The organism is Leptospira meyeri, from assembly GCF_004368965.1.
Classification (GTDB): Bacteria; Spirochaetota; Leptospiria; order Leptospirales; family Leptospiraceae; genus Leptospira_A; species Leptospira_A meyeri.
The window spans coordinates 2,276,387-2,294,661 of sequence record NZ_SORO01000001.1 but is presented as its reverse complement, the minus strand read 5'-3'; the positions used below and the strand labels follow the sequence as shown (position 1 = coordinate 2,294,661).

The 18,275-nt window shown below is 39.7% G+C and carries 17 protein-coding genes; 8 read left to right on the top strand and 9 right to left on the bottom strand.

Annotated features, from left to right (window positions below; genetic code table 11):
• Nucleotides 1-7 precede the first annotated feature (7 nt).
• The gene (locus CLV96_RS10755; RefSeq protein WP_196795739.1) at nt 8-1,318 is read right to left on the bottom strand and encodes an EAL domain-containing protein; all 1,311 of its coding nucleotides are present in this window, start codon (nt 1,316-1,318) and stop codon (nt 8-10) included.
• A gap of 127 nt (nt 1,319-1,445) precedes the next feature.
• Here CLV96_RS10755 and CLV96_RS10750 point away from each other — a divergent pair, with 127 nt between their 5' ends.
• Entirely contained in the window at nt 1,446-1,691 is a 246-nt protein-coding gene (locus tag CLV96_RS10750; RefSeq protein WP_004785413.1) for a GlsB/YeaQ/YmgE family stress response membrane protein, read from the top strand.
• A 126-nt stretch (nt 1,692-1,817) separates the two neighbouring features.
• Here the strand turns inward: CLV96_RS10750 and CLV96_RS10745 are convergent, their stop codons facing one another.
• Nucleotides 1,818-2,561 (bottom strand): YebC/PmpR family DNA-binding transcriptional regulator, encoded by a 744-nt coding sequence (locus tag CLV96_RS10745; protein ID WP_004785378.1) that lies wholly within the window; start codon nt 2,559-2,561, stop codon nt 1,818-1,820.
• A 123-nt stretch (nt 2,562-2,684) separates the two neighbouring features.
• On the opposite strand from CLV96_RS10745, the gene CLV96_RS10740 reads away from it, so the two are divergent.
• From CLV96_RS10740 to CLV96_RS10725, 4 genes are read left to right on the top strand one after another with little or no spacing between them, the layout of a single operon-like run.
• Complete coding sequence (locus tag CLV96_RS10740; protein ID WP_020776438.1) at nt 2,685-3,851, top strand: acyl-CoA dehydrogenase family protein; 1,167 nt, start codon at nt 2,685-2,687, stop codon at nt 3,849-3,851.
• A 56-nt stretch (nt 3,852-3,907) separates the two neighbouring features.
• Entirely contained in the window at nt 3,908-4,477 is a 570-nt protein-coding gene (locus CLV96_RS10735; protein ID WP_004785013.1) for an anthranilate synthase component II, read from the top strand.
• On the top strand, nt 4,474-6,369 hold the full coding sequence (locus CLV96_RS10730; protein ID WP_004786686.1) for an ABC transporter ATP-binding protein: 1,896 nt from the start codon (nt 4,474-4,476) through the stop codon (nt 6,367-6,369). Before CLV96_RS10735 ends, CLV96_RS10730 begins: the two co-directional genes overlap by 4 nt.
• Nucleotides 6,366-6,767: a response regulator gene (locus tag CLV96_RS10725; protein WP_004784576.1), complete on the top strand. Its 402-nt coding sequence runs from the start codon at nt 6,366-6,368 to the stop codon at nt 6,765-6,767. The genes CLV96_RS10730 and CLV96_RS10725 overlap by 4 nt, the downstream gene beginning before the upstream one ends.
• Here CLV96_RS10725 and CLV96_RS10720 read toward each other — a convergent pair.
• Entirely contained in the window at nt 6,754-8,631 is a 1,878-nt protein-coding gene (locus CLV96_RS10720) for a HEAT repeat domain-containing protein (protein WP_208325390.1), read from the bottom strand. The two genes, CLV96_RS10725 and CLV96_RS10720, sit on opposite strands and share 14 nt — an antisense overlap.
• Before the next feature lie 143 nt (nt 8,632-8,774).
• Between CLV96_RS10720 and hflX the strand changes: the two genes are divergently transcribed.
• Nucleotides 8,775-10,334 carry a GTPase HflX gene (gene hflX, locus CLV96_RS10715; RefSeq protein ID WP_004785442.1) on the top strand — a complete coding sequence of 520 codons (1,560 nt, stop codon included), beginning with the start codon at nt 8,775-8,777 and terminating at the stop codon, nt 10,332-10,334.
• Here the strand turns inward: hflX and CLV96_RS10710 are convergent.
• Entirely contained in the window at nt 10,315-10,689 is a 375-nt protein-coding gene (locus tag CLV96_RS10710) for an STAS domain-containing protein (protein ID WP_004787295.1), read from the bottom strand. The genes hflX and CLV96_RS10710 overlap by 20 nt on opposite strands.
• A gap of 6 nt (nt 10,690-10,695) precedes the next feature.
• Nucleotides 10,696-11,979 carry a homoserine dehydrogenase gene (locus tag CLV96_RS10705; protein ID WP_134151958.1) on the bottom strand — a complete coding sequence of 428 codons (1,284 nt, stop codon included), beginning with the start codon at nt 11,977-11,979 and terminating at the stop codon, nt 10,696-10,698.
• Nucleotides 11,980-12,123: 144 nt separating this feature from the next.
• On the opposite strand from CLV96_RS10705, the gene CLV96_RS10700 reads away from it, so the two are divergent.
• Nucleotides 12,124-12,771, top strand: a complete 648-nt coding sequence (locus tag CLV96_RS10700) for a hypothetical protein (protein WP_004787087.1) — start codon at nt 12,124-12,126, stop codon at nt 12,769-12,771.
• Nucleotides 12,772-12,774: 3 nt separating this feature from the next.
• Here the strand turns inward: CLV96_RS10700 and CLV96_RS10695 are convergent, their stop codons facing one another.
• Nucleotides 12,775-13,386 carry a hypothetical protein gene (locus tag CLV96_RS10695; protein ID WP_004785990.1) on the bottom strand — a complete coding sequence of 204 codons (612 nt, stop codon included), beginning with the start codon at nt 13,384-13,386 and terminating at the stop codon, nt 12,775-12,777.
• A gap of 94 nt (nt 13,387-13,480) precedes the next feature.
• Between CLV96_RS10695 and CLV96_RS10690 the strand changes: the two genes are divergently transcribed.
• The gene (locus CLV96_RS10690) at nt 13,481-14,749 is read left to right on the top strand and encodes a formylglycine-generating enzyme family protein (RefSeq protein ID WP_051012779.1); all 1,269 of its coding nucleotides are present in this window, start codon (nt 13,481-13,483) and stop codon (nt 14,747-14,749) included.
• Nucleotide 14,750: 1 nt separating this feature from the next.
• On the opposite strand, the gene CLV96_RS10685 is transcribed toward CLV96_RS10690, so the two are convergent.
• Genes CLV96_RS10685 through CLV96_RS10675 form a run of 3 tightly spaced genes read right to left on the bottom strand, consistent with a single transcriptional unit; the run spans nt 14,751 to nt 18,269 of the window.
• A complete protein-coding gene (locus CLV96_RS10685) occupies nt 14,751-15,212 on the bottom strand; it encodes a MarR family winged helix-turn-helix transcriptional regulator (protein WP_004785918.1) in 462 nt (153 codons plus the stop codon).
• A 37-nt stretch (nt 15,213-15,249) separates the two neighbouring features.
• Complete coding sequence (locus CLV96_RS10680; RefSeq protein WP_004785109.1) at nt 15,250-16,836, bottom strand: phytoene desaturase family protein; 1,587 nt, start codon at nt 16,834-16,836, stop codon at nt 15,250-15,252.
• A complete protein-coding gene (locus CLV96_RS10675) occupies nt 16,836-18,269 on the bottom strand; it encodes a DUF4139 domain-containing protein (RefSeq protein ID WP_004787533.1) in 1,434 nt (477 codons plus the stop codon). The genes CLV96_RS10680 and CLV96_RS10675 overlap by 1 nt, the downstream gene beginning before the upstream one ends.
• Nucleotides 18,270-18,275 lie beyond the last annotated feature (6 nt).

Sequence of the window (18,275 nt, the reverse complement as noted above, 5' to 3'; positions counted from 1 at the left end):
ATAATTTTTAAATTAAACCTTCTTCTGATGCAACTCGAAACAAATTCCCGACTTTCTTTTGTTTTTCTGACAAAATTTTATCTGTCAATACTTCTTTCACAACATCTTCGTGAATCGAGTGCAGAATTTCAAAATCTCTTTTATAATCAGAGACAGTCATTTTTCCAAACAAAATATTTGCTTGAAACTGATAGATTTGGTGTTCCATAAGAAATCGCAAAGTATCATAATCCTCCACGGCCTCTGCAGTAATCACGGCTTCCCTGTTATCCGCAAGTCGTTTGCAATAATCGATAAATGCCAAGTTGTCCAAAAACTTAATTTGGTCTTCTTCCATTTTAAATTTAAAACTAATGGGATCTAATTTGAATTCTTTGATCATAATTCCAAGATCTAAAACAATTTGATGGGACTGACTTTTTACCCCAAAATCGTCCGCAGCAAAGCTCATTCCATGAGAATAAAAAGCATGGCATACATCTTTTAGTGGAAAGTGGGAATCATCATATGGTTTTTCTACAAGTTCAAATCGGATATTTTCAGGAAGTAAGTCTTTGTTTTGAATGAGTCGTTTGAGTCGATTCACTCGATCCATGTTGGAAAAAGTATCGATTAAAGATTGTGGAGAAATATTGAATTTTAATAAACCCGGAGCTCCCTCGCAAGCGATGATCAACTTTTCTAAAATCAAAAGCTCAATACGATTTAAATCTTGGTCGGAAGGAATGTCATTGATCAGATCTTTGTAACCAATATAGGCCCCACCACCAAGAAAAACTTCGCCTCCTTTCACTGCATAAGTTTTATCTTTTGGATTAAAAATGACTGTGGGTTGGATCATGGCTTCATGAACTGATCCAGAAATATAAGTATTGGCTTTGTTGTAATAAGTCCAACTCCAACGAACTAAGTTATCGTTTAGATTTTTTTCCGAGGATTTATAAAGTTCATTATAAATTTCATCACTATCAGAGATAAAGTTAGATTGGGTCCTTGAGACTCCAAAATGAAATGATAGAATTTTGTTTTGTAAACATTGTTGTTGGAATTTTCCGACAGAATTTTCGATATTAGGAAATCGTTCAATATCCCATTCGAAAAGTGGAGAAATTCCCATAATTAATATATTTTGTTTTTCTATGTAATGAAATCCAAAACTAATGTCTTCTAAATCCAAACAGGAATAAAAATCGGTTCGAAGTAGATCCAAAAAATCAGTGAGTTCAATGCCTGTGATGTTTTCAAAGCGAATGAGGAAAAGAGGTTTCCCTTGGTTCTCTTGGATGAAATGTTTTTTGAACACATCCAAGTCCTTCATACCAAAATAATAGGGACCTGTTAAAAGTTGATTTTTCAAATGTAGCCTGCGTATATGATTTGATTCTCAAACGACTTCTTGTAATTTTATGAGAATTCAAAAGAAAAGGCAACAAGGATAGTAACTTATGTTTAGTTTTATTTGGTTTTTACTGATTGGTCTTGTAGCAGGTTGGCTTGCTGGTCGTATTTTGCGTGGGAAAGGGTTTGGACTCATTGCCAATTTGGTAATCGGAGTTGTGGGTTCCTTTTTAGGCGGGATCGTATTTCGGTTTTTTGGTTTTAGTACAAATAACCTGATTGCAGAACTAATCGTGGCAGTGGTGGGAGCAATTTTACTCATCTTCATTGCAGGGATGATCAAAAAAAGATAAACCAAACGGAGAGATTCCATTGCAAGATGGATCCCTTCAAAATTCAGAAATGACAGGGCGACATAAATCGTCCTATCATTTTGCTTTCACTGCATCATGTCAGAATCAACTCAAATCACCGGTTGTTTAATCGAGTTCTACACCATCACCTAACTCAAAGTTAGAACTCACAACTTGGACGTCGTCATTGGCTTCTAAGTTATCAATTAACTTCATCACCTTTTCTGCTGTTTCTTTGTCGTTCACTTCTACAGTGGTCATGGGAATGTATTTAATTTCGGACTCTTCCATATTCAGACCTTTGGTGGAGAGTGCTGATTGGACCGCTTCGTATTCAGCAGGAGCCGTGATTACCGTATACATTCCATCATTGACTTGGATGTCTTCGGCACCGGCACCAAGCGCTAAATCAAAGAGAGCTTCTTCAGAAATTTGATCCGCCTTAAGTGTAATTTGTCCTTTGCGTTCAAATAGGCGAGATACCGCACCTGCGTTGGCAAGGGAACCGCCAAGTTTGGTTAGAATGCTTTTAATTTCGGGAGTCGTACGGGATTTTTTATCAGTGAGGACATCCACCATAATGGCTACCCCGCCAAGTGCGTAACATTCGTACAGACACTCTTCATACACCATACCTTCTAAACCGCCCGTTCCCTTTTTAATGGCCCGTTCAATATTGTCTTTTGGCATGTTGGCAGCTTTCGCTTTTGTAACCGCTAGGCGAAGTCTTGGATTCCCTTCTTGGTCTCCGCCACCTTCTTTGGCGGCTACGGAAATTTCTTTGGCAATCCTTGTAAAGATGGCCCCTCTTTTCGCGTCAATGGCCCCTTTTTTTCTTCGAATCGTCGCCCATTTCGAGTGTCCTGACATTGTTTTCTCCCATGGCTAGGATTTTGGATTCAAAAGATTTTTCAACAGATTTAAGTCGCCCTAGTTTCTTGACTCAGAGAGAAAATTCCAAAGTACTGTAAAAAAACATCTATAAGGCACACCATGATTGATTTTTCCATCACCGATGAACAAAAAGCCCTCCGCGATTTAGCAAGAGATTTCGCCAAAAATGAAATGATTCCCAAAGCGGAACACCATGACCATACCGGTGAATATCCGAAAGAAATTTTAAAGAAAGCTTTTGACGTAGGCCTTATGAACATGCACATCCCTGCGGAATACGGTGGGGCTGGTCTTGGTGTTTTAGACGAACTCATCGCCTCAGAAGAGTTATTTTACGGATGTTCGGGAATGGCGACTGCCATCCTAGCAAACAATCTCGCATTAGCACCTGTTTTACTTGGTGCTGATGACTATGTCATGAAAAAATTCATCCAACCAATGTCTGAGACATTTACTCTCGCAGCGTATGCAGTAACCGAGCCTGGTGCCGGATCGGACGTAGCTGGGATTCGAACCACAGCAAAAAGAGTGGGTGATGAATACATAATCAATGGATCTAAAATGTGGATCACTAACGCAGGTCATGCAGACTGGTTTTTTGTATTAGCAAAAACAGATCCAAATGCAGGTCATAAAGGGATGACTGGATTCATCGTAGATGCAAAAACTCCAGGAATCATCGTTGGTAAAAAAGAAAAAAATATGGGGCAACGTTGTTCTGACACTCGTGGAGTCACTTTTGAAGACGTAAAAGTTCCAAAAGAAAACATGATTGGAAAAGAGGGTGAAGGATTCAAAATTGCGATGGGTGCTTTTGATAAGACCCGCCCTGCAGTGGCAATTGGAGCTGTGGGTGTGGCTCGCGCAGCACTTGATCATTCCATTCGATATGCAAACACACGTAATGCGTTCGGAAAACCAATTTCTGTCAACCAAGGTGTGAGTTTTATGATTGCTGAGATGGCTCGTGACATTGAAGCAGGAAGACTTCTTTGTTGGCAATCGGCTTGGCTTATTGATAACGGATTTAGAAATACATACCAAGCTTCTATTGCAAAAGTATTTTGTGCTGATATGGCAATGCGTGTCACAACAGATGCAGTGCAAATCTTTGGTGGTTATGGATTCAACGAAGAATACCCAGTGGAAAAATTAATGCGTGATGCGAAGATTTTCCAAATCTACGAAGGAACTTCACAGATCCAACGTGTGATCATTTCTAAATTTCTTAATGACGGAGTTGGGATCGAAACTCCTAACGCATAAAAAATTGGATTTAGAACGAGTGGGTTGGTTTCCAATTCCACTTGTTCTCTCCTAGTATGTTTCTTCTCATCGACAACTACGACTCATTCACTTATATTCTGTACCAATACCTGAATCAAATCACACCGACAACTGTAATGCGCCATGATGAAGATTTGCCGGCAGATTTGTATGAAAAATACAAGGCAGTCGTTTTATCGCCTGGCCCCGGGCTTCCCAAAACTTCTGGAAAACTTCTTCTCCATTTACAATCCATCTATAAATCCTTACCTGTTCTTGGTATTTGTTTAGGACACCAAGCATTGGCAGAAGTAAGCGGTGCCAAACTAGAGCAAACGAGAGACATATTCCATGGACGCCCTTCAGAGATTATTCACAATGGCCAGGGTGTATTTAAGAACATTCCTAATGGATTTTGGGCCAACCGGTACCACTCATGGGCTGTTTCGAAAGTTTCATTGCCAAGTGAATTGGAAGTGACAGCCGAAACAAAGGATGGAGTCATAATGGGAATTCGTCACAGAAAATGGAATAAGGTCTTTGGGGTTCAGTTTCATCCGGAATCCATCCTCACCGAACATGGGGAAACCTTGCTTCGTAACTTCTATGAGGAAGCCATCACATGAAATATTTTTTTAGACTTTTGTCCTATTCTGTGCATTACCGAGAACGATTTGTATTGGGTTTGGTATTTGCCCTTTTGACAGCTGTTTTAAATGGTATTTCTTTAACTGCACTCATACCTTTATTTGATTCGTTAGGTGGAGACAAAAACAATAGGTTTCACTTAGATTTAACTCTACCTGAAAAAACAATTTTAGTCCAAGAGGTTCTTTTGGGGACTGATAGTTTGGATGGATTGGAGCGGATCAAACGTCTGATCATCTCCGCGAAACTTCAAATCAACCAATTCACAGAAGATATGGAGCCGAAGGAAGTAGTCTGGGCAGTCTGTATCGCAGTTTTCCCACTTTATCTTTTAAAACTTGGTACATATCTCCTATCTGTTTTTTGTATCGCAACTGCTGGGTATAAGGCTGTTCGAGATATCCGACAGGAACTATTTCAAAAAGTCCAAAGGTTACCTCTGACTTATTTTTATAAGGAAAAAACTGGACTCATCATGAGTCGGGTCATCAACGATGCTGAAATTGTGGCCGCAGTCATTTCGAGTAACTTACGTGATGCGGTCATTAATTTCTTTTACGTTGTGACTCATTTAATGATTCTGATTTATTTAAATTCAGAATTATTACTCCTTGCTTGTCTCACAATCCCCGTTGTGATTCTGCCCGTAACATTATTTACACGAAAAATTTCTTCATCTACAGCAAGGTTCCAAGAAAAACTAGCAGATCTCAATAGTCATATCCAAGAATTTATTTCAGGGATCAAGGTCATTCGTACCTTTCGCCAAGAGAAACAAGATCTTAAAAAATTTGATAACATCAACTACAAGGTTTACCGTAGGACTTTCAAGGGGCAGTTTTACTTACAAATGGCACCAAGTCTTGTGGAGTTAACATCTTCCATTGTTGTGCTTGGTTATTTCGCTATGGGTGCAAAATTCATTTATTCAGGTAAGTTTACGCAAGGTGAGTTTATGGCCTTCCTCCTTACCTTGTTATTTTTACTTCGGCCTCTCACCCAACTATCTCAAATGGTGGGAAAAATCACCCAAGCCAATTCTGCCGGGAAACGAATTTTTGAAATCATCGATCGTGATCCAGAAGTTGTTGAACATGGGGATGAGACTGTACTCGAAAAAATAGAGAAGGGAATACAGTTTGATGACATTCATTTTTCGTATCCAGGAACAAACCAAGAAGTATTAAAAGGTATCAACTTGGATATCAAATTGGGTGAAACCTATGCATTTGTTGGAACCAGCGGATCTGGTAAATCCACACTTATGGATTTAATTCCACGGTTCTTTGATCCTACTGCAGGAAAAATCCGCATTGATGGAACTGACATTCGTAATTTTTCCCTCAACTCTCTACGTAGAAAAATTGGAATTGTCACTCAGGAAATTTTTCTCTTTCACGGAACGATTGCAGATAACATTGCTTATGGGACGGGGGCGGCAACACGTAAAGAAGTGGTTCGTGCGGCTCGTCTTGCCAATGCTCACGACTTCATCACAAATATGGAAAATGGTTATGATACCGTCATTGGAGTTCGTGGGCTTGACTTAAGTGGGGGACAAAGGCAACGTTTGGTGATTGCTCGTGCTTTGTTACGGAATGCAGAAATTATGATTTTAGACGAAGCAACAAGTGCTTTGGATGCGGAATCCGAAAGACTCGTCAGTCGTGCTTTGGAACGACTCTTTAAAAATAGAACCACCTTCATCATTGCCCACCGCCTTTCTACAGTGCGCCGTGTGAAAAATATTGTCGTGATTGAAGAAGGCGAAATCAAGGAACAAGGGGATCATGATTCCTTACTTTCTCAAAACGGAATTTATAAAAAATTATATGATAGTCAATTTGCGGAAGCGGAGATCCAAATATGAAAAAAGTTTTAATCGTTGATGATAATGATCGTTATGCGAATAATCTAAAATCGTATTTTGACTCAAAAAACATTCCGTCTGATCGTGCAATAGATGCAAAGGAAGGATTCGCACTTTTTTCCAAAAATCCAAATTACGATATGATTGTTTCTGACGTGACTATGGAAACGCAAACATCTGGACTCTGGATGATGCGACAAATTTACAAATCCGGTTATAAGGGAATACTTGTGATTGCTTCTACTGGTTTTGATGTTTTTGGTGTGATGTCGTTTTCTTCTTTGTTTTTACCCTGGTTTTGTGGGCTTCATTGGATGATCCCCAAAGTCCCACTCAAAAAAGGAACGGTGGAATGGGTTCCCACCGTTCTTTCCAAAGGAAAATCTAATCCTTTCTAGGAACTTTAATCTCTTCAATCGGATTAAATAGGTTATTATGTTTTCCTTTTTTCAAGTTGGAATATTTCCCGGAGTTTCCATCGCTTCCTAACTGTTTCACCTCTATGATATCTAGTTTCGGATAAAAAACCCAACCATTAACAAATGCTCCCCGAGCTCCCGGAAGAGTGGATTCCATCTTCACTTGGATGTATTTATCAGTTAGAATATCTTCTCCAATTCGAACTGCAAATTCCTTTTTTGTTTCAGACAGAATCAGACCAATCTCTTTATTTTTAATGTAAGACACTGGTCTTGATCGTTCGTTTGGTTCTGCTCTTAGATAATCATCTTGGACTAAGATGATAGCATATTTACCAAAAGCTTTGCGGCGAAGTAATGATTCCCCAATTCGTTTGTTTAATTTTTCATCGGTTTGGGATTCATTCAACCGAATGAGAGCAAAAGTGGCGGAGAGGGATGGATTTTTGCTAATTTCGTCTACAGCCATCAGTGCAAGACTTGGCTCTTCTACTACAACTCGTTCCAAAATCCTTAAGCTTTCTCGGCTACCGTGAATTGCAAGTGCTTCCAATGCAGCCTCTTTGATTTCTTGGTCATTTGACTTAAGAAATTTATCGAACACTTCTACATCAGCATCTAATTTATGATAGGCGAGTCCTCGGAGAGCACCCGAAACAATCACAACAAATTCGGATGCAAGGCCAGTCGTGAGAATCATTTCCCTTCCAGCAGGGTCTTTTGTTTTTCCGAGACCCTCATAACTCACAGCAATCACTTCCGGATCTTCTGCTTTGGTTCCTGCGATAAAATAGGATAGGGACCTTTTGTCTCCAAGGTCAGACAGTGCTTTGTAGGCAGCAGGTCTTACTTGGTATCCGTCTTTATCAATAGCATTTTGTAAACTAATCCGGCCTGCTTTCAAACGACCAAGAGCAAGAGCGGCGGCAGAACGAACTCGTGGGATAGGATGTGAAGATAAGATCATTTCTAGTTTCTGTGGTTTGCGGTAATATTCCCATTGAAATACTTGGACAAGTCCATTCCGAATTTGTTCAGTGTATTCCCTGTCTTTTTTTTCTTCATCAGAAAGAACTTCTTCCTCTTCTTTTTTAACAAGTTCATTAATTTGTTCGTTCGCTTTAGCTTTTCCAGTAACTTTCGTTTTGCGATTGAGTCTTTTAATTGAAATTTTTGAACCAGTATCTTCTTTTTTGAGAATGATTTTTTCCGGTTTTTTCTTCGGTTCCTCTACTGGTGCAATCAAAGGATCTGTCACAACTGGTTTTGTTTCTGCTTCAGTTATTTCTTTTCCTTGGTTGTAGTTTCCTGAGTCAGATCTTAAATGCCGAATTGCATTTTGAATTCCAATCGCTTTGGAATTAAATTCCTTTAGGGAATCTAAAATATTACCTAATTCATAACTGACTCGGCCAATGGCTGGTCCATCAAAATCATTTGGAGTGCTATCAATTAAATTTTGGTTGGTTTGCAAAAGTTCAGGAAGTTTGGATACTATTTGCGGAAGGTCCTCTTCCAAATATGCAGCAGCTTGCATTTCTTTGGTAACAGGTTCCCCCACCGTTTTTTTGCTATCAGCACGAAGGGCAACATTTTCTCCAAATTCTAATAGAGCAATGGTCTTATGTGCTTCTTGAATAAAATCATCGTATTTACGATTATTCGTGACGGGGATGATAACATTCTTTGTTTTATGAGGATCTAAATCACTTCCCTGGTATTCTTTATACTTTGGTGAAACATCTGTTAATTGGTATGGTTTTGAACTGGAACAACCTATCAACAGAACAAGGACCACCCATAAACTGCTCTTCCAAATTATGTCTTGACCCTTTTGAAACATCTGATAGCCTACTTCCATACTTTGAATATCGGATACTTACTATAAGTAAAATTAGCGGCAACCTAGCTGGTCTTAAGCCAAACCAGTTAAAAAAGTTAAAATCTCTCTCGGAAAGGCGTCTTCGGGAGGATTCTATCATCTCCATGGACCTCGCAAGGCTCGTGGGCGAGATTTCAGTGGAAATTGGTAGGCAGGTAGGACTCCTCATCGAACGAACAGGTTATGTCACCCATTTAATCGTTGGGAATGATCACTCCATCGAAATTCCCCATTTGGACCGTTACCGTGTCGCTCATTCGAGGCTTCGTGGGCTTAGACTCTTTCACACACACCTCAAAGAACACCCGTTAAACCAAGAAGATTTGATGGACCTTGTCCTCAACCGATTTGATTCCATTACAGCAGCTTGCGTTGGTTCTGATGGAATTCCCAAATTCTTTTTTTCTGCCTTTATCAATCCAGATCTAGATGCAAAAGAACCTTGGATCCTTTCTCCCAAACAATACCCAGGCCAGTTGAAGTATGGTTACTCGGAACAAGTGGAAGCACTCGAATCCGAATTCACAAAAAAAACATCTAACCTCAAGGAATCACAAAAAGAAAACCGAGCTTTTCTTGTGGGTGTGTATGATGTGCGGAAAATGAAACGTTCCCCTGAACATTCGATGGCGGAACTCAAAGAACTTTGTCGCACGGCAGGAATTCATGTTGTTGATACCTACGTCCAAAAAAGAGACCCCGATCCCAGAACTGTTGTTGGAAAAGGCAAACTACAAGAGATCATTCTTACGTCCGTTCATAAAGATATAGAACATTTGATTTTTGATTTAGAATTAACACCTTCTCAGGCCAAAAAGATCTCGGATGCCACCGATTTAAAAATCATCGATCGCACCCAACTCATTTTGGATATCTTTTCGAAAAATGCAAAATCAAGAGATGGGAAATTGCAAGTAGAGCTTGCCCAACTCAAGTATTTAAAAAATCGACTTTCTGAACTGGATGACAATATGAGTCGCCTAACAGGTGGTATTGGTGGAAGAGGACCTGGGGAAACAAAATTAGAAATTGGAAACAGACGTGTGGAAGAAAAAATCACTCGTTTGGAAAATGAATTAAAAGACCTCAAACGTCGTAGAGAACTCAACCGAAAGGCTCGTTCCAGAAATGAAATTCCCATTGTGGGTATTGTTGGTTATACCAATGCCGGAAAGTCAACACTCCTCAATGCCCTCACCAATTCGACTGTCATTGCCGAAGACAAATTATTTGCAACTTTGGATCCTACGACCCGCAGGATTCGATTCCCAGAAGAAAGAGAAATCATTATTTCTGATACCGTGGGATTCATTCACGATCTTCCACCGGATCTTTCCCAAGCATTTAAGGCCACCCTTGAGGAACTAGGGGATGCTGATCTATTACTGCATGTGGTTGATTCTACAAACTCTAATTATACGGAACAAATGGAAGCTGTGGATACAATTCTTAATTCATTACAATTGAATGAAATTCCTAGAATGGTTGTTTTTAACAAAGCAGACGGTTTGGATGAGGAAACACGAGCTTCCTTCGAAAAAAACGAAGCACTTCTAGTTTCTGCTGTTACCCGCGAGGGACTTTCTCATCTTTTGGATTTGATTGAAGAAGAACTTTGGAAAAAAAAGGAACTGAGTCCGCCGGTTACGGTTCCCAGTTTGTAATGGCTTCTTGTTTGGTATTAAAAATTTGCACCTTACGGGGCAAATCCATTAACCGAATCACGTTTTCTAGAAAATGATTGAGTCCCCCAATCAGAATTTTTCCGTGATGACTCTCTACTGTTTTGATGATTCCAATGAGTGTTGCCACTCCAATGCTATTGATATAATCTAACTTGGTTAGATCTAAAATTATATTGTAAACAGAGTCTCGAAAGATCACCGAAATGTTTCGATTGATCTCATATGCATTCGTGTTGGTGATCTGGCCCACAAAAGAAACTACCAGAACTTGTTCCCCTTTGATTTCGATGAATTCTGTTTTGAGATCCAGGGATGGAAACTGTAAATCCGCCATAGCGAGTTACAATTTTTCCAAAAGCCGGATGGCTACAGTTTTCTGTTTGATGATGGTCGACATAGTATCAATTTCCTGCAGAGATTTTTGAAATTCCCCTTCCGTCGCAGAGTGTGTGACAACAATCACAGACACAGGTTCCGAAGGAGACTCCTTCTGTTGGACGGATGCAATTGAAATATTATGACGGCCGAGGATCTTAGAAATTTCAGCAAGAACTCCAGGTTTGTCCACCGTGGAAAAACGTAGGTAATAACGAACCAAATTGTCCGGCTCTGGAAAAGCTTTGGCTTCGGGGAAAAGGTTTTTTTCCGTAGCGATGTCTTTACTGCCCAGTCGTGTTGCATAATAAATGATGTCAGATAAAACGGCACTTGCTGTCGGCAACCCACCTGCACCCTTTCCCGTAATCATTCCTGAATCGGCTTCTTTGGTTTTATAAAAAATTGCATTGGATTCGTTCATCACATTTGCCAAAGGATGGTCGAGGGGGACAAGAGTTGGGTGAACTTTGGTGAGAACTCCCGCAGAACTTCGTTTAGAGATTCCTAAAAGTTTGATTCTGTAACCAAGAGAAAGAGCTGATTGGATGTCCAAAGATTGTAGGTCAGAAATTCCTTTTACGGAAAGGGATGCGAACGAAACGTACTCACGGAAGGCAAGACTTGCAAGCAAACTGATTTTATGACCAGCATCAATTCCTTCTACATCAAAAGTAGGGTCTGCTTCTGCAAAGCCTAGGTCTTGTGCTTTTTTTAAAGCTGTGGAATAATCCCAACCCTCTTGTTCCATTTTGGTTAGGATAAAATTTGTGGTTCCATTTAGGATGCCGCAAATGACTTCAAATTCGCAAGAAGAGAGTCCATCTCGTAATGTACGAATGATGGGGATGGAACCGGCTACTGCTGCCTCATAACCAAGCTCAGCACCCGTTTTTGTGGAGATTGGATACAATTCCCGACCTTTTTCGGATAACAATGCCTTGTTGGCTGTGATGACGGTTTTTCCATTTTCTAAGGCGGAACGAACCGCTTTGTATGCGATATCAGTTCCGCCTATCAATTCAACAATCATATCGATATCCGAACGATTTGTTACAGATAATACATCGTCTGTTACTGGAACGTTCGTTTTACCTTGGAGTTTTCCCGGGCTTCGAGTGGCAATGGTCGTTAGTTGTAAGTTGATTCCATAATTAAGTTGGATTTTTTCTCGGTTTTTATCCAAGAGTTGGAGTAAGCTAGTGCCGACAACTCCGGCACCCAATAGACCAATACGAACTTCTTTCATCTAGGATCACGATTTCGTAGGAGAAAGGGAAACACACTTAAAAAAAATTTAAAAAAAAACAAATTTGAGAAGAAGTTCTTCAGCTTTTTTTGTTTTTATGTGATAACTATAATTAGAATTGTCTCGGCAATAAGGATTATCATTATGGCAACGAAAAAATCATCATCTGCCGCTAAGAAGAAGGCTGTTAAAAAAGCGGCTAAGAAAACAAATACGGTTAAGAAACAATCTACAAGAAACGAAAGTGCATCACTTTTCAGAAACGATGAGTCCGCACAAGTTTCCCTTCAATCCCCGGTATCTCACTCCGAAGGATCATCCCAAACTAAAGAATCAGGAAATGGAGTGTATCTGTTTTTGGTTCTCGCCGGAGTACTTGCGATCGGGTACTTAGGATATGTGAAATATTTCAAAACAAAGGCACAAACTCCAGTAGCTACTGCTTCAGTTCCAGCGGATGCACAAACAAAACCAGTTGCTGCAGAACCTGAGAAAAAAGTCGAAGAAGCTCCTGCAGAAGAATCTACCGCCGGGTTCCTTGTAGACAAAGTGGCTTCTAAAAAATGGTCAGAAGCAGCTGCGTATTGTAAATCAGTAGGTGGAGTGGTTCCTTCTAAAGAGGATCTTGTAAAATTTGCTGCCACAGCTCCAAAAGAGATCAAATCTAGCGAAGAGAAATATTGGACAAAAACAGAAGTGGACAAAAAGTCTGGTTTGGCTTACCGTTTTTCTAACGGAAAAGCACCTAAAGTTGATAAAGCTACTTCTCTTAAGGTTCTTTGTAAAAACTAATCTCTAACGAGAGTTCGATTGGATCGGGGCGAGAATTTCTCTTCTGATTTTGACCGCAAGATCAGAAGAAGCAAACATCTTCCCCGATGCGTCCGTTAAATAAAAACTATCTTTGGCTCGGCCTGTTTCAAAGTCCGTTTCAATAGTGGCACTACGAATGTTGATTTGGTTTTGCATTAAAATGCGAGATACATAATACAACAAACCTCGCCCAGCACTACTTTCCAAATACAAACAAGTTTCATTTCGTTCGGGCAAATCGCTAAAAATAAATTCTGGTGTTTCACGAAAGAAGGTGGCTACAGCGGGTTCTTGGATTTGTAATTTCTCCAAAATTTCTTCAAACTTGGTATTCTTCGAGAATACGGAATCCATCATCATTCCAAGTTTAAATGCTGCCTGGGTGGTATCCCCGCCATCTGCTTGTAAAATGAACGAATCGATTGTAAATTCCCTGCCTTTCTCAATTACTGTACTGAGTTCGCCGGAAAGAATGTCCATTTTAAGAGCATAAATGATCGTCGCGATTCGGTGGAAGGTACCAATTTGGGTAGAATCCGTTTTGAGGGAAATGAGGATATTTTCCTTCTCTCGTTTGTACTGAAACTCGATCAATTTCGCATTTTCCTTTCCCACAGATTGTATACATGCACAGGAAATTTCAATCAAAAGGTTTCGGCAAAATAGGCCGATGATGATAAAAGACAGTATGAAAAACTTGTTAATGATTCTATTTGTTTTGGGTATTGTGATCTCACCCGTGGTTTCACAAGAGGAAACTTCGGAAGAATCACCTTTTGCATCGACTAAAAGAAAAGTTCAACTTTGGAAAGGAGAAGTTGTCGGTGTTTATAAAAACAGACTTTGGATCAAAGTTCGCATTTATCGCAACCAACGGATTTCTAAACTTTCTCTCGGCGAGATTAAATCTTTATTTGCTGATACAAAGGAATTTCCTGTGTATCAGAAACTTACCAATATCAAACAAGGGTCTCTTGTAGTCCGAGATACCGTTTGGGAAGAAAAACACATTAATAAAAAAAACCAATTCATTGAAGTTGTGTTAGTAGGTGATTACAAACCTGATCTAGATTCAAAAATGAAAGAGATCACAACTGACGCATATATTTCTAGTTATATCGAAGAAGATTTTTTTACGGAACCAGATGCATTTTTTAAAGGAAGATTTACTCCACCTAGAAAAACAGTCTTTCATCCTAAGGATAGAAAAGAGATGGTCCTTGTTACCCGAGGTCTTTTTTTATACGGCCAAGGAACGGATCCTTCTAGTGATAGTTTTAATCCTTATTTTTTAGAACCAAAGCCTTCCAATTTAAAAGAGATCCCTTCCTTTTATATTGATAAATATGAAGTCACAAATGCAGAATATGCATATTTTCTAAAACAAACCAATACCCCAGGCCCTCCTCATTGGATTGGGGGAAAATATCCCGAAGGGGAAGGGGACTTCCCAGTGGTTCATTTGACTTATAGGGAAGTAGAACGGTATGCAAGTTGGGTGGGAAAACGCATTCCTACGGAATGGGAATGGGAAAAGGCAGCACGCGGTCCTGGAGTCATCGAATTTACCAACAGGGATGAAACCGTAGGTTACCAAATCATTGCGACCAAGTATCCTTTTGGGGATGAATACGATTCTTTGTATTGCAATACAAGAGAATCGAAACTTGGAAAAGCTCAGTCTGTACTAGAGTTGTCAACGGAAGGAGCAAGTCCTTATGGTGCGATCGGCATGTGTGGCAATGCACCGGAATGGACATCCAGTGATTATCAATTGTATCCGGGACACCATATCAAAAATTTTTCTTTTGGAAAGATTTACAAAGTGGTTCGCGGAGGTTCTTATTCGGATTCAGCGAAAAACTCGACGGCAACCGCTAGATCTTACGGCGGGATTCCAAACCTATCCGAAGATAGGCGAGCCGGATTTCGATTGGTAATGGATTACCGAGATTAATTTACTTACAGATGGCTTCTGTTTTTTTTCCAAGTTTTTTGCAGATCTTTCCTAGAACTTCTTGTTCGTCAGGTGATAAAATTGCAAACTCAGAAGTGATCCGTTTTACATGATCAGGGAAAATTTGTTCAATGAGTTTTTTCCCATCGTTTGTTAGGTGGACAGAAATAAACCTTCTGTCTTCCACTCCTCGGACACGTTCCACTAGATTTCTTTTTTCCAGGTTATCGATCACCAGAGTGATGTTTCCCGTACTCTTTAAAATTTTGTCCCCGAGTTCTTTTTGGCAAAGGGGTCCCAAATGGTACAAGGTCTCTAAAACTCCAAACTGACTTTCTGAAATATTCCATTTGGTAAATTCAGAAATGAGTCGAGAAGATAGAGATTCGGCAGCTCGTTTCAATTTAATGAACGCATCTAGCGCCTGTACTTCTTTTTTAGATCCTTTGAATTTTGTTCCCATTAATTTAATATCAAACTATCAAATCTTAAACCAATTGTCAACTGCTTTCTTGGCTCTTTTGGAAAAGTTCTTTCATGAGTCGAAGTGTTCCAGTAAGCCCTAAAACCACAGAAGAAGCTGCAATTCCGCCCATGAGTGCTCCTGCCACTCCGGGAGAACAGGCATCGGCTCCCGTTAGGTAAAGATTTTTGATTGTTGTCCTCACACCTAACCATTCTTGTTTGAAGCGTTCCGGTGTACAGGAAAGTCCGTAAATGGAACCTTCTTTATGACCGGTAAAAAATTCCGTAGTGATGGGTGTGGAGAGTTCCGTGAATTCGATGAGATCCCGAAATCCGGGAAATCGTTTCTCTAAAAATTCTAACATCCCTTCGGTGATCGTTTCTTTGAGTTTTGTGTAGTCTTCCCCTCGTTTTTTCCAGGGTTCATCTTTCCATTTGGCAAAAAGAGTATAATCAGCAAAACTGATGGCTTCGGCAGTGTGGCCTTCTGCATCAGGATTTTTTAAGGAAGGGAATGACAAATACATCATGGGAGGTTTTCCTTCTGCTAAATCATTCCTTTTCGCATAACAGGCATCATGGTTTAGATCAGGAAAGATCCAGTGGTTTTCGCCGTGGAATCCCAGTTTTGTCGGAGATTCTTTAAACCCAATATACAATGTAATGGAAGTCGTTCCTTGGGTACTAAGAGTTTCCAAAGATTTTTGGAAAGAAGAGGAATATTCTTTTGGTAATAATTTGTTGTAGGTGGTATAAGCACCTGCATCGGAAACAATCACATCGGCAAAAAATTCTTGTTCGGAAAAAGTTTTTCCTTTTTGAACTTCTACTTTCACACCGACTGCTTTGTCTCCTTCCAAAAGGATTTCCTTCACCGTATGGAGGATTTTTAAACTCCCACCGTTTTCTTCTATAATGGGTTCAATTGAATCTACGATTTTGGAAGAACCGCCAATTGGAAAATAACCACCATTAAAGTAATGGGTGACGATCATTGAATGGATGGCAAAGGAAGACATAGAAGGTGGGAGTCCGTAGTCACCCCACTGCGAACAAAGAAGAGCTCTTAAATTCTCATCCCGAATATGAGTCTCCATATATTCTTTGGTGGTGATGTATGGAGTGGGGATGTGGTTCAAGTTTAAAAACTTGGCTGCCTTTTCGAATACTGATGGCAAAGCTTTTAAAGTAAAATGCCTTCCAAACCATTGGGTAAAGGTTTCGACATCTCGAAAGTATCTATCAATGGCTTCGGATTCTAGAGGAAACTTGAGTTTTAAGTCTGAAACAAATTTTTCTTTTTCGCCATAAACAGGAAAACTGAAACCAGGGTAATCGAAGACTTCGAACGGCTCTTGCATTTTGTTCCACTTCACACCTTTTCTTGTGATGGAATCAAAAAGTGTTCGTAACATGGAACCTTCACCTAAGTCCCCGATATAATGGATCCCCACATCCCATTCAAATTTTCCAAGTCGTTTGAAGGTATGTGTGAAACCACCTAACTTAAAATGACGTTCTAAAACGAGTACTTTCTTTTTAGCAACTTGAGAAAGGATAGAGGCGGCTGTGAGGCCACCAATACCAGAACCGATTATGATTACGTCATATTTATTTTCCATTAGTGGTATTTAGTCTCTACAGTGTATTCTACGGTGACTGTTTCATTGGGTTTTAAAGGAACATCTGCATAAGCTCTCGTAGCGGATTCTTTTGTAAATTTATGAGAGGATTTTGTGATCGTCCAATCACCCCATAGGCTTGCATAGAACCGAACTTCGATTTCTTCTTTTTTTCTATTTCGGATCTCTGCTGAGTAAGTTGATTTATCTCCTCGTGAAAGTTTGAACACTTCACTTGAAAGTCGTTTGCCATTAGCTACTACATCAAAGGCTTGTCCTGTTCGAATTTTTACTTCTTCATTTTCAGGAGTGTGGTCAATCGTATCTTCACCTAGAAGTTGTTGTCTTCCTTTGGAATCTGCTTTGAAAACACGTATGGTTCCTTGTGGTAGGGGGCGACCTAAATTGTTTTTCTTAGCATTTTTGAAGATGTACTTGATAGTTGCGTTATTGAAGTTTTTTTCGTTCCCTTCATACATAGGAAGGTTTTCAAAAACAAAATACTTTTTGATTTCAATTCCTTCCGATTGAAACAATTGAACTTGTTTGGTTTGATTATAACCAATATTGGTTGGTTGGTCCAAAGTGTATAAATAATACTCAGACAAATTCTCTTGGTTAAATTCTGGTGCAGCATCGGATTCAGAATACTCTTTCATCATTGTCTTTTTTACAGCACGAGGTTGCATTGCATAGGTGTTGGATTGGTTGGAGATTAAATTTACTTTTCCTGCCACGAGTTGTAACGTTGCGTTCTTAAACTCAGCACCTGAGTTGTTGTTTAAAGTCACCCAAGAGTTAAGACCACAAAGATTTTCCTCTTTATCCAAAACAAGGATATAATCAGCCGACCAACCAAGTCCATTGGTTTGATAAGAAACTTCTAAAGTTTGTTCCTTTTCTACATCGTTCTTCAGTTTCCAGACGAGTGTGGGTTTCGCAAAAAGATTTTCGGGAATGGTGGGAACGGTCACACGTCCATTATATCCAAGCGAAATTTCATCCCCAATTTTATACACAGGGTTTCCGTTATTAGAGATTAACGTCGCTTTGACGGATGTGGTTTTTTCTTTGGACTCATTGTAAAGGGTGACTTCCTTTCCAATGTATTTGTCCATCAAACGTTCTGGGGAAATTAAATCGTATTCATAATTTTGTTCAAACACTGTGAGTTTTTTAGGATCTTCTCCTTTTACTCTTACTGTTTGTGGGATAATTTGAGAAGGAACATCTTCAAAACGTAAGGTTCTAATTCCTTTGGATAAATTCAATTGACGAGTTTCCCGAACAAGACCAATGCCCCCATTGTAAATGGTAACACTGACAGATTTGCGGTCGGACTGGGTGGACATATCAAATGCGGAATCAGAGGTAATGCCTGCTGTAAAAATCAGGAGTGTTAGAGTGGTGAAAGGTAATATTTTGGATTTCATGTATTC

Bases quoted from the DNA above. Each gene is read 5' to 3' on its own strand.
- CLV96_RS10735 (WP_004785013.1), top strand. From the start codon at position 3,908: ATGTTTCTTCTCATCGACAACTACGACTCATTCACTTATATTCTGTAC.
- CLV96_RS10685 (WP_004785918.1), bottom strand. From the start codon at position 15,212: ATGGGAACAAAATTCAAAGGATCTAAAAAAGAAGTACAGGCGCTAGAT.
- CLV96_RS10705 (WP_134151958.1), bottom strand. From the start codon at position 11,979: ATGAAAGAAGTTCGTATTGGTCTATTGGGTGCCGGAGTTGTCGGCACT.
- CLV96_RS10690 (WP_051012779.1), top strand. From the start codon at position 13,481: ATGAAAAACTTGTTAATGATTCTATTTGTTTTGGGTATTGTGATCTCA.
- CLV96_RS10745 (WP_004785378.1), bottom strand. From the start codon at position 2,561: ATGTCAGGACACTCGAAATGGGCGACGATTCGAAGAAAAAAAGGGGCC.
- CLV96_RS10675 (WP_004787533.1), bottom strand. From the start codon at position 18,269: ATGAAATCCAAAATATTACCTTTCACCACTCTAACACTCCTGATTTTT.
- CLV96_RS10730 (WP_004786686.1), top strand. From the start codon at position 4,474: ATGAAATATTTTTTTAGACTTTTGTCCTATTCTGTGCATTACCGAGAA.
- CLV96_RS10740 (WP_020776438.1), top strand. From the start codon at position 2,685: ATGATTGATTTTTCCATCACCGATGAACAAAAAGCCCTCCGCGATTTA.
- CLV96_RS10720 (WP_208325390.1), bottom strand. From the start codon at position 8,631: ATGTTTCAAAAGGGTCAAGACATAATTTGGAAGAGCAGTTTATGGGTG.
- CLV96_RS10680 (WP_004785109.1), bottom strand. From the start codon at position 16,836: ATGGAAAATAAATATGACGTAATCATAATCGGTTCTGGTATTGGTGGC.
- CLV96_RS10725 (WP_004784576.1), top strand. From the start codon at position 6,366: ATGAAAAAAGTTTTAATCGTTGATGATAATGATCGTTATGCGAATAAT.
- CLV96_RS10710 (WP_004787295.1), bottom strand. From the start codon at position 10,689: ATGGCGGATTTACAGTTTCCATCCCTGGATCTCAAAACAGAATTCATC.
- CLV96_RS10755 (WP_196795739.1), bottom strand. From the start codon at position 1,318: ATGAAGGACTTGGATGTGTTCAAAAAACATTTCATCCAAGAGAACCAA.
- CLV96_RS10750 (WP_004785413.1), top strand. From the start codon at position 1,446: ATGTTTAGTTTTATTTGGTTTTTACTGATTGGTCTTGTAGCAGGTTGG.
- hflX (WP_004785442.1), top strand. From the start codon at position 8,775: ATGGACCTCGCAAGGCTCGTGGGCGAGATTTCAGTGGAAATTGGTAGG.
- CLV96_RS10700 (WP_004787087.1), top strand. From the start codon at position 12,124: ATGGCAACGAAAAAATCATCATCTGCCGCTAAGAAGAAGGCTGTTAAA.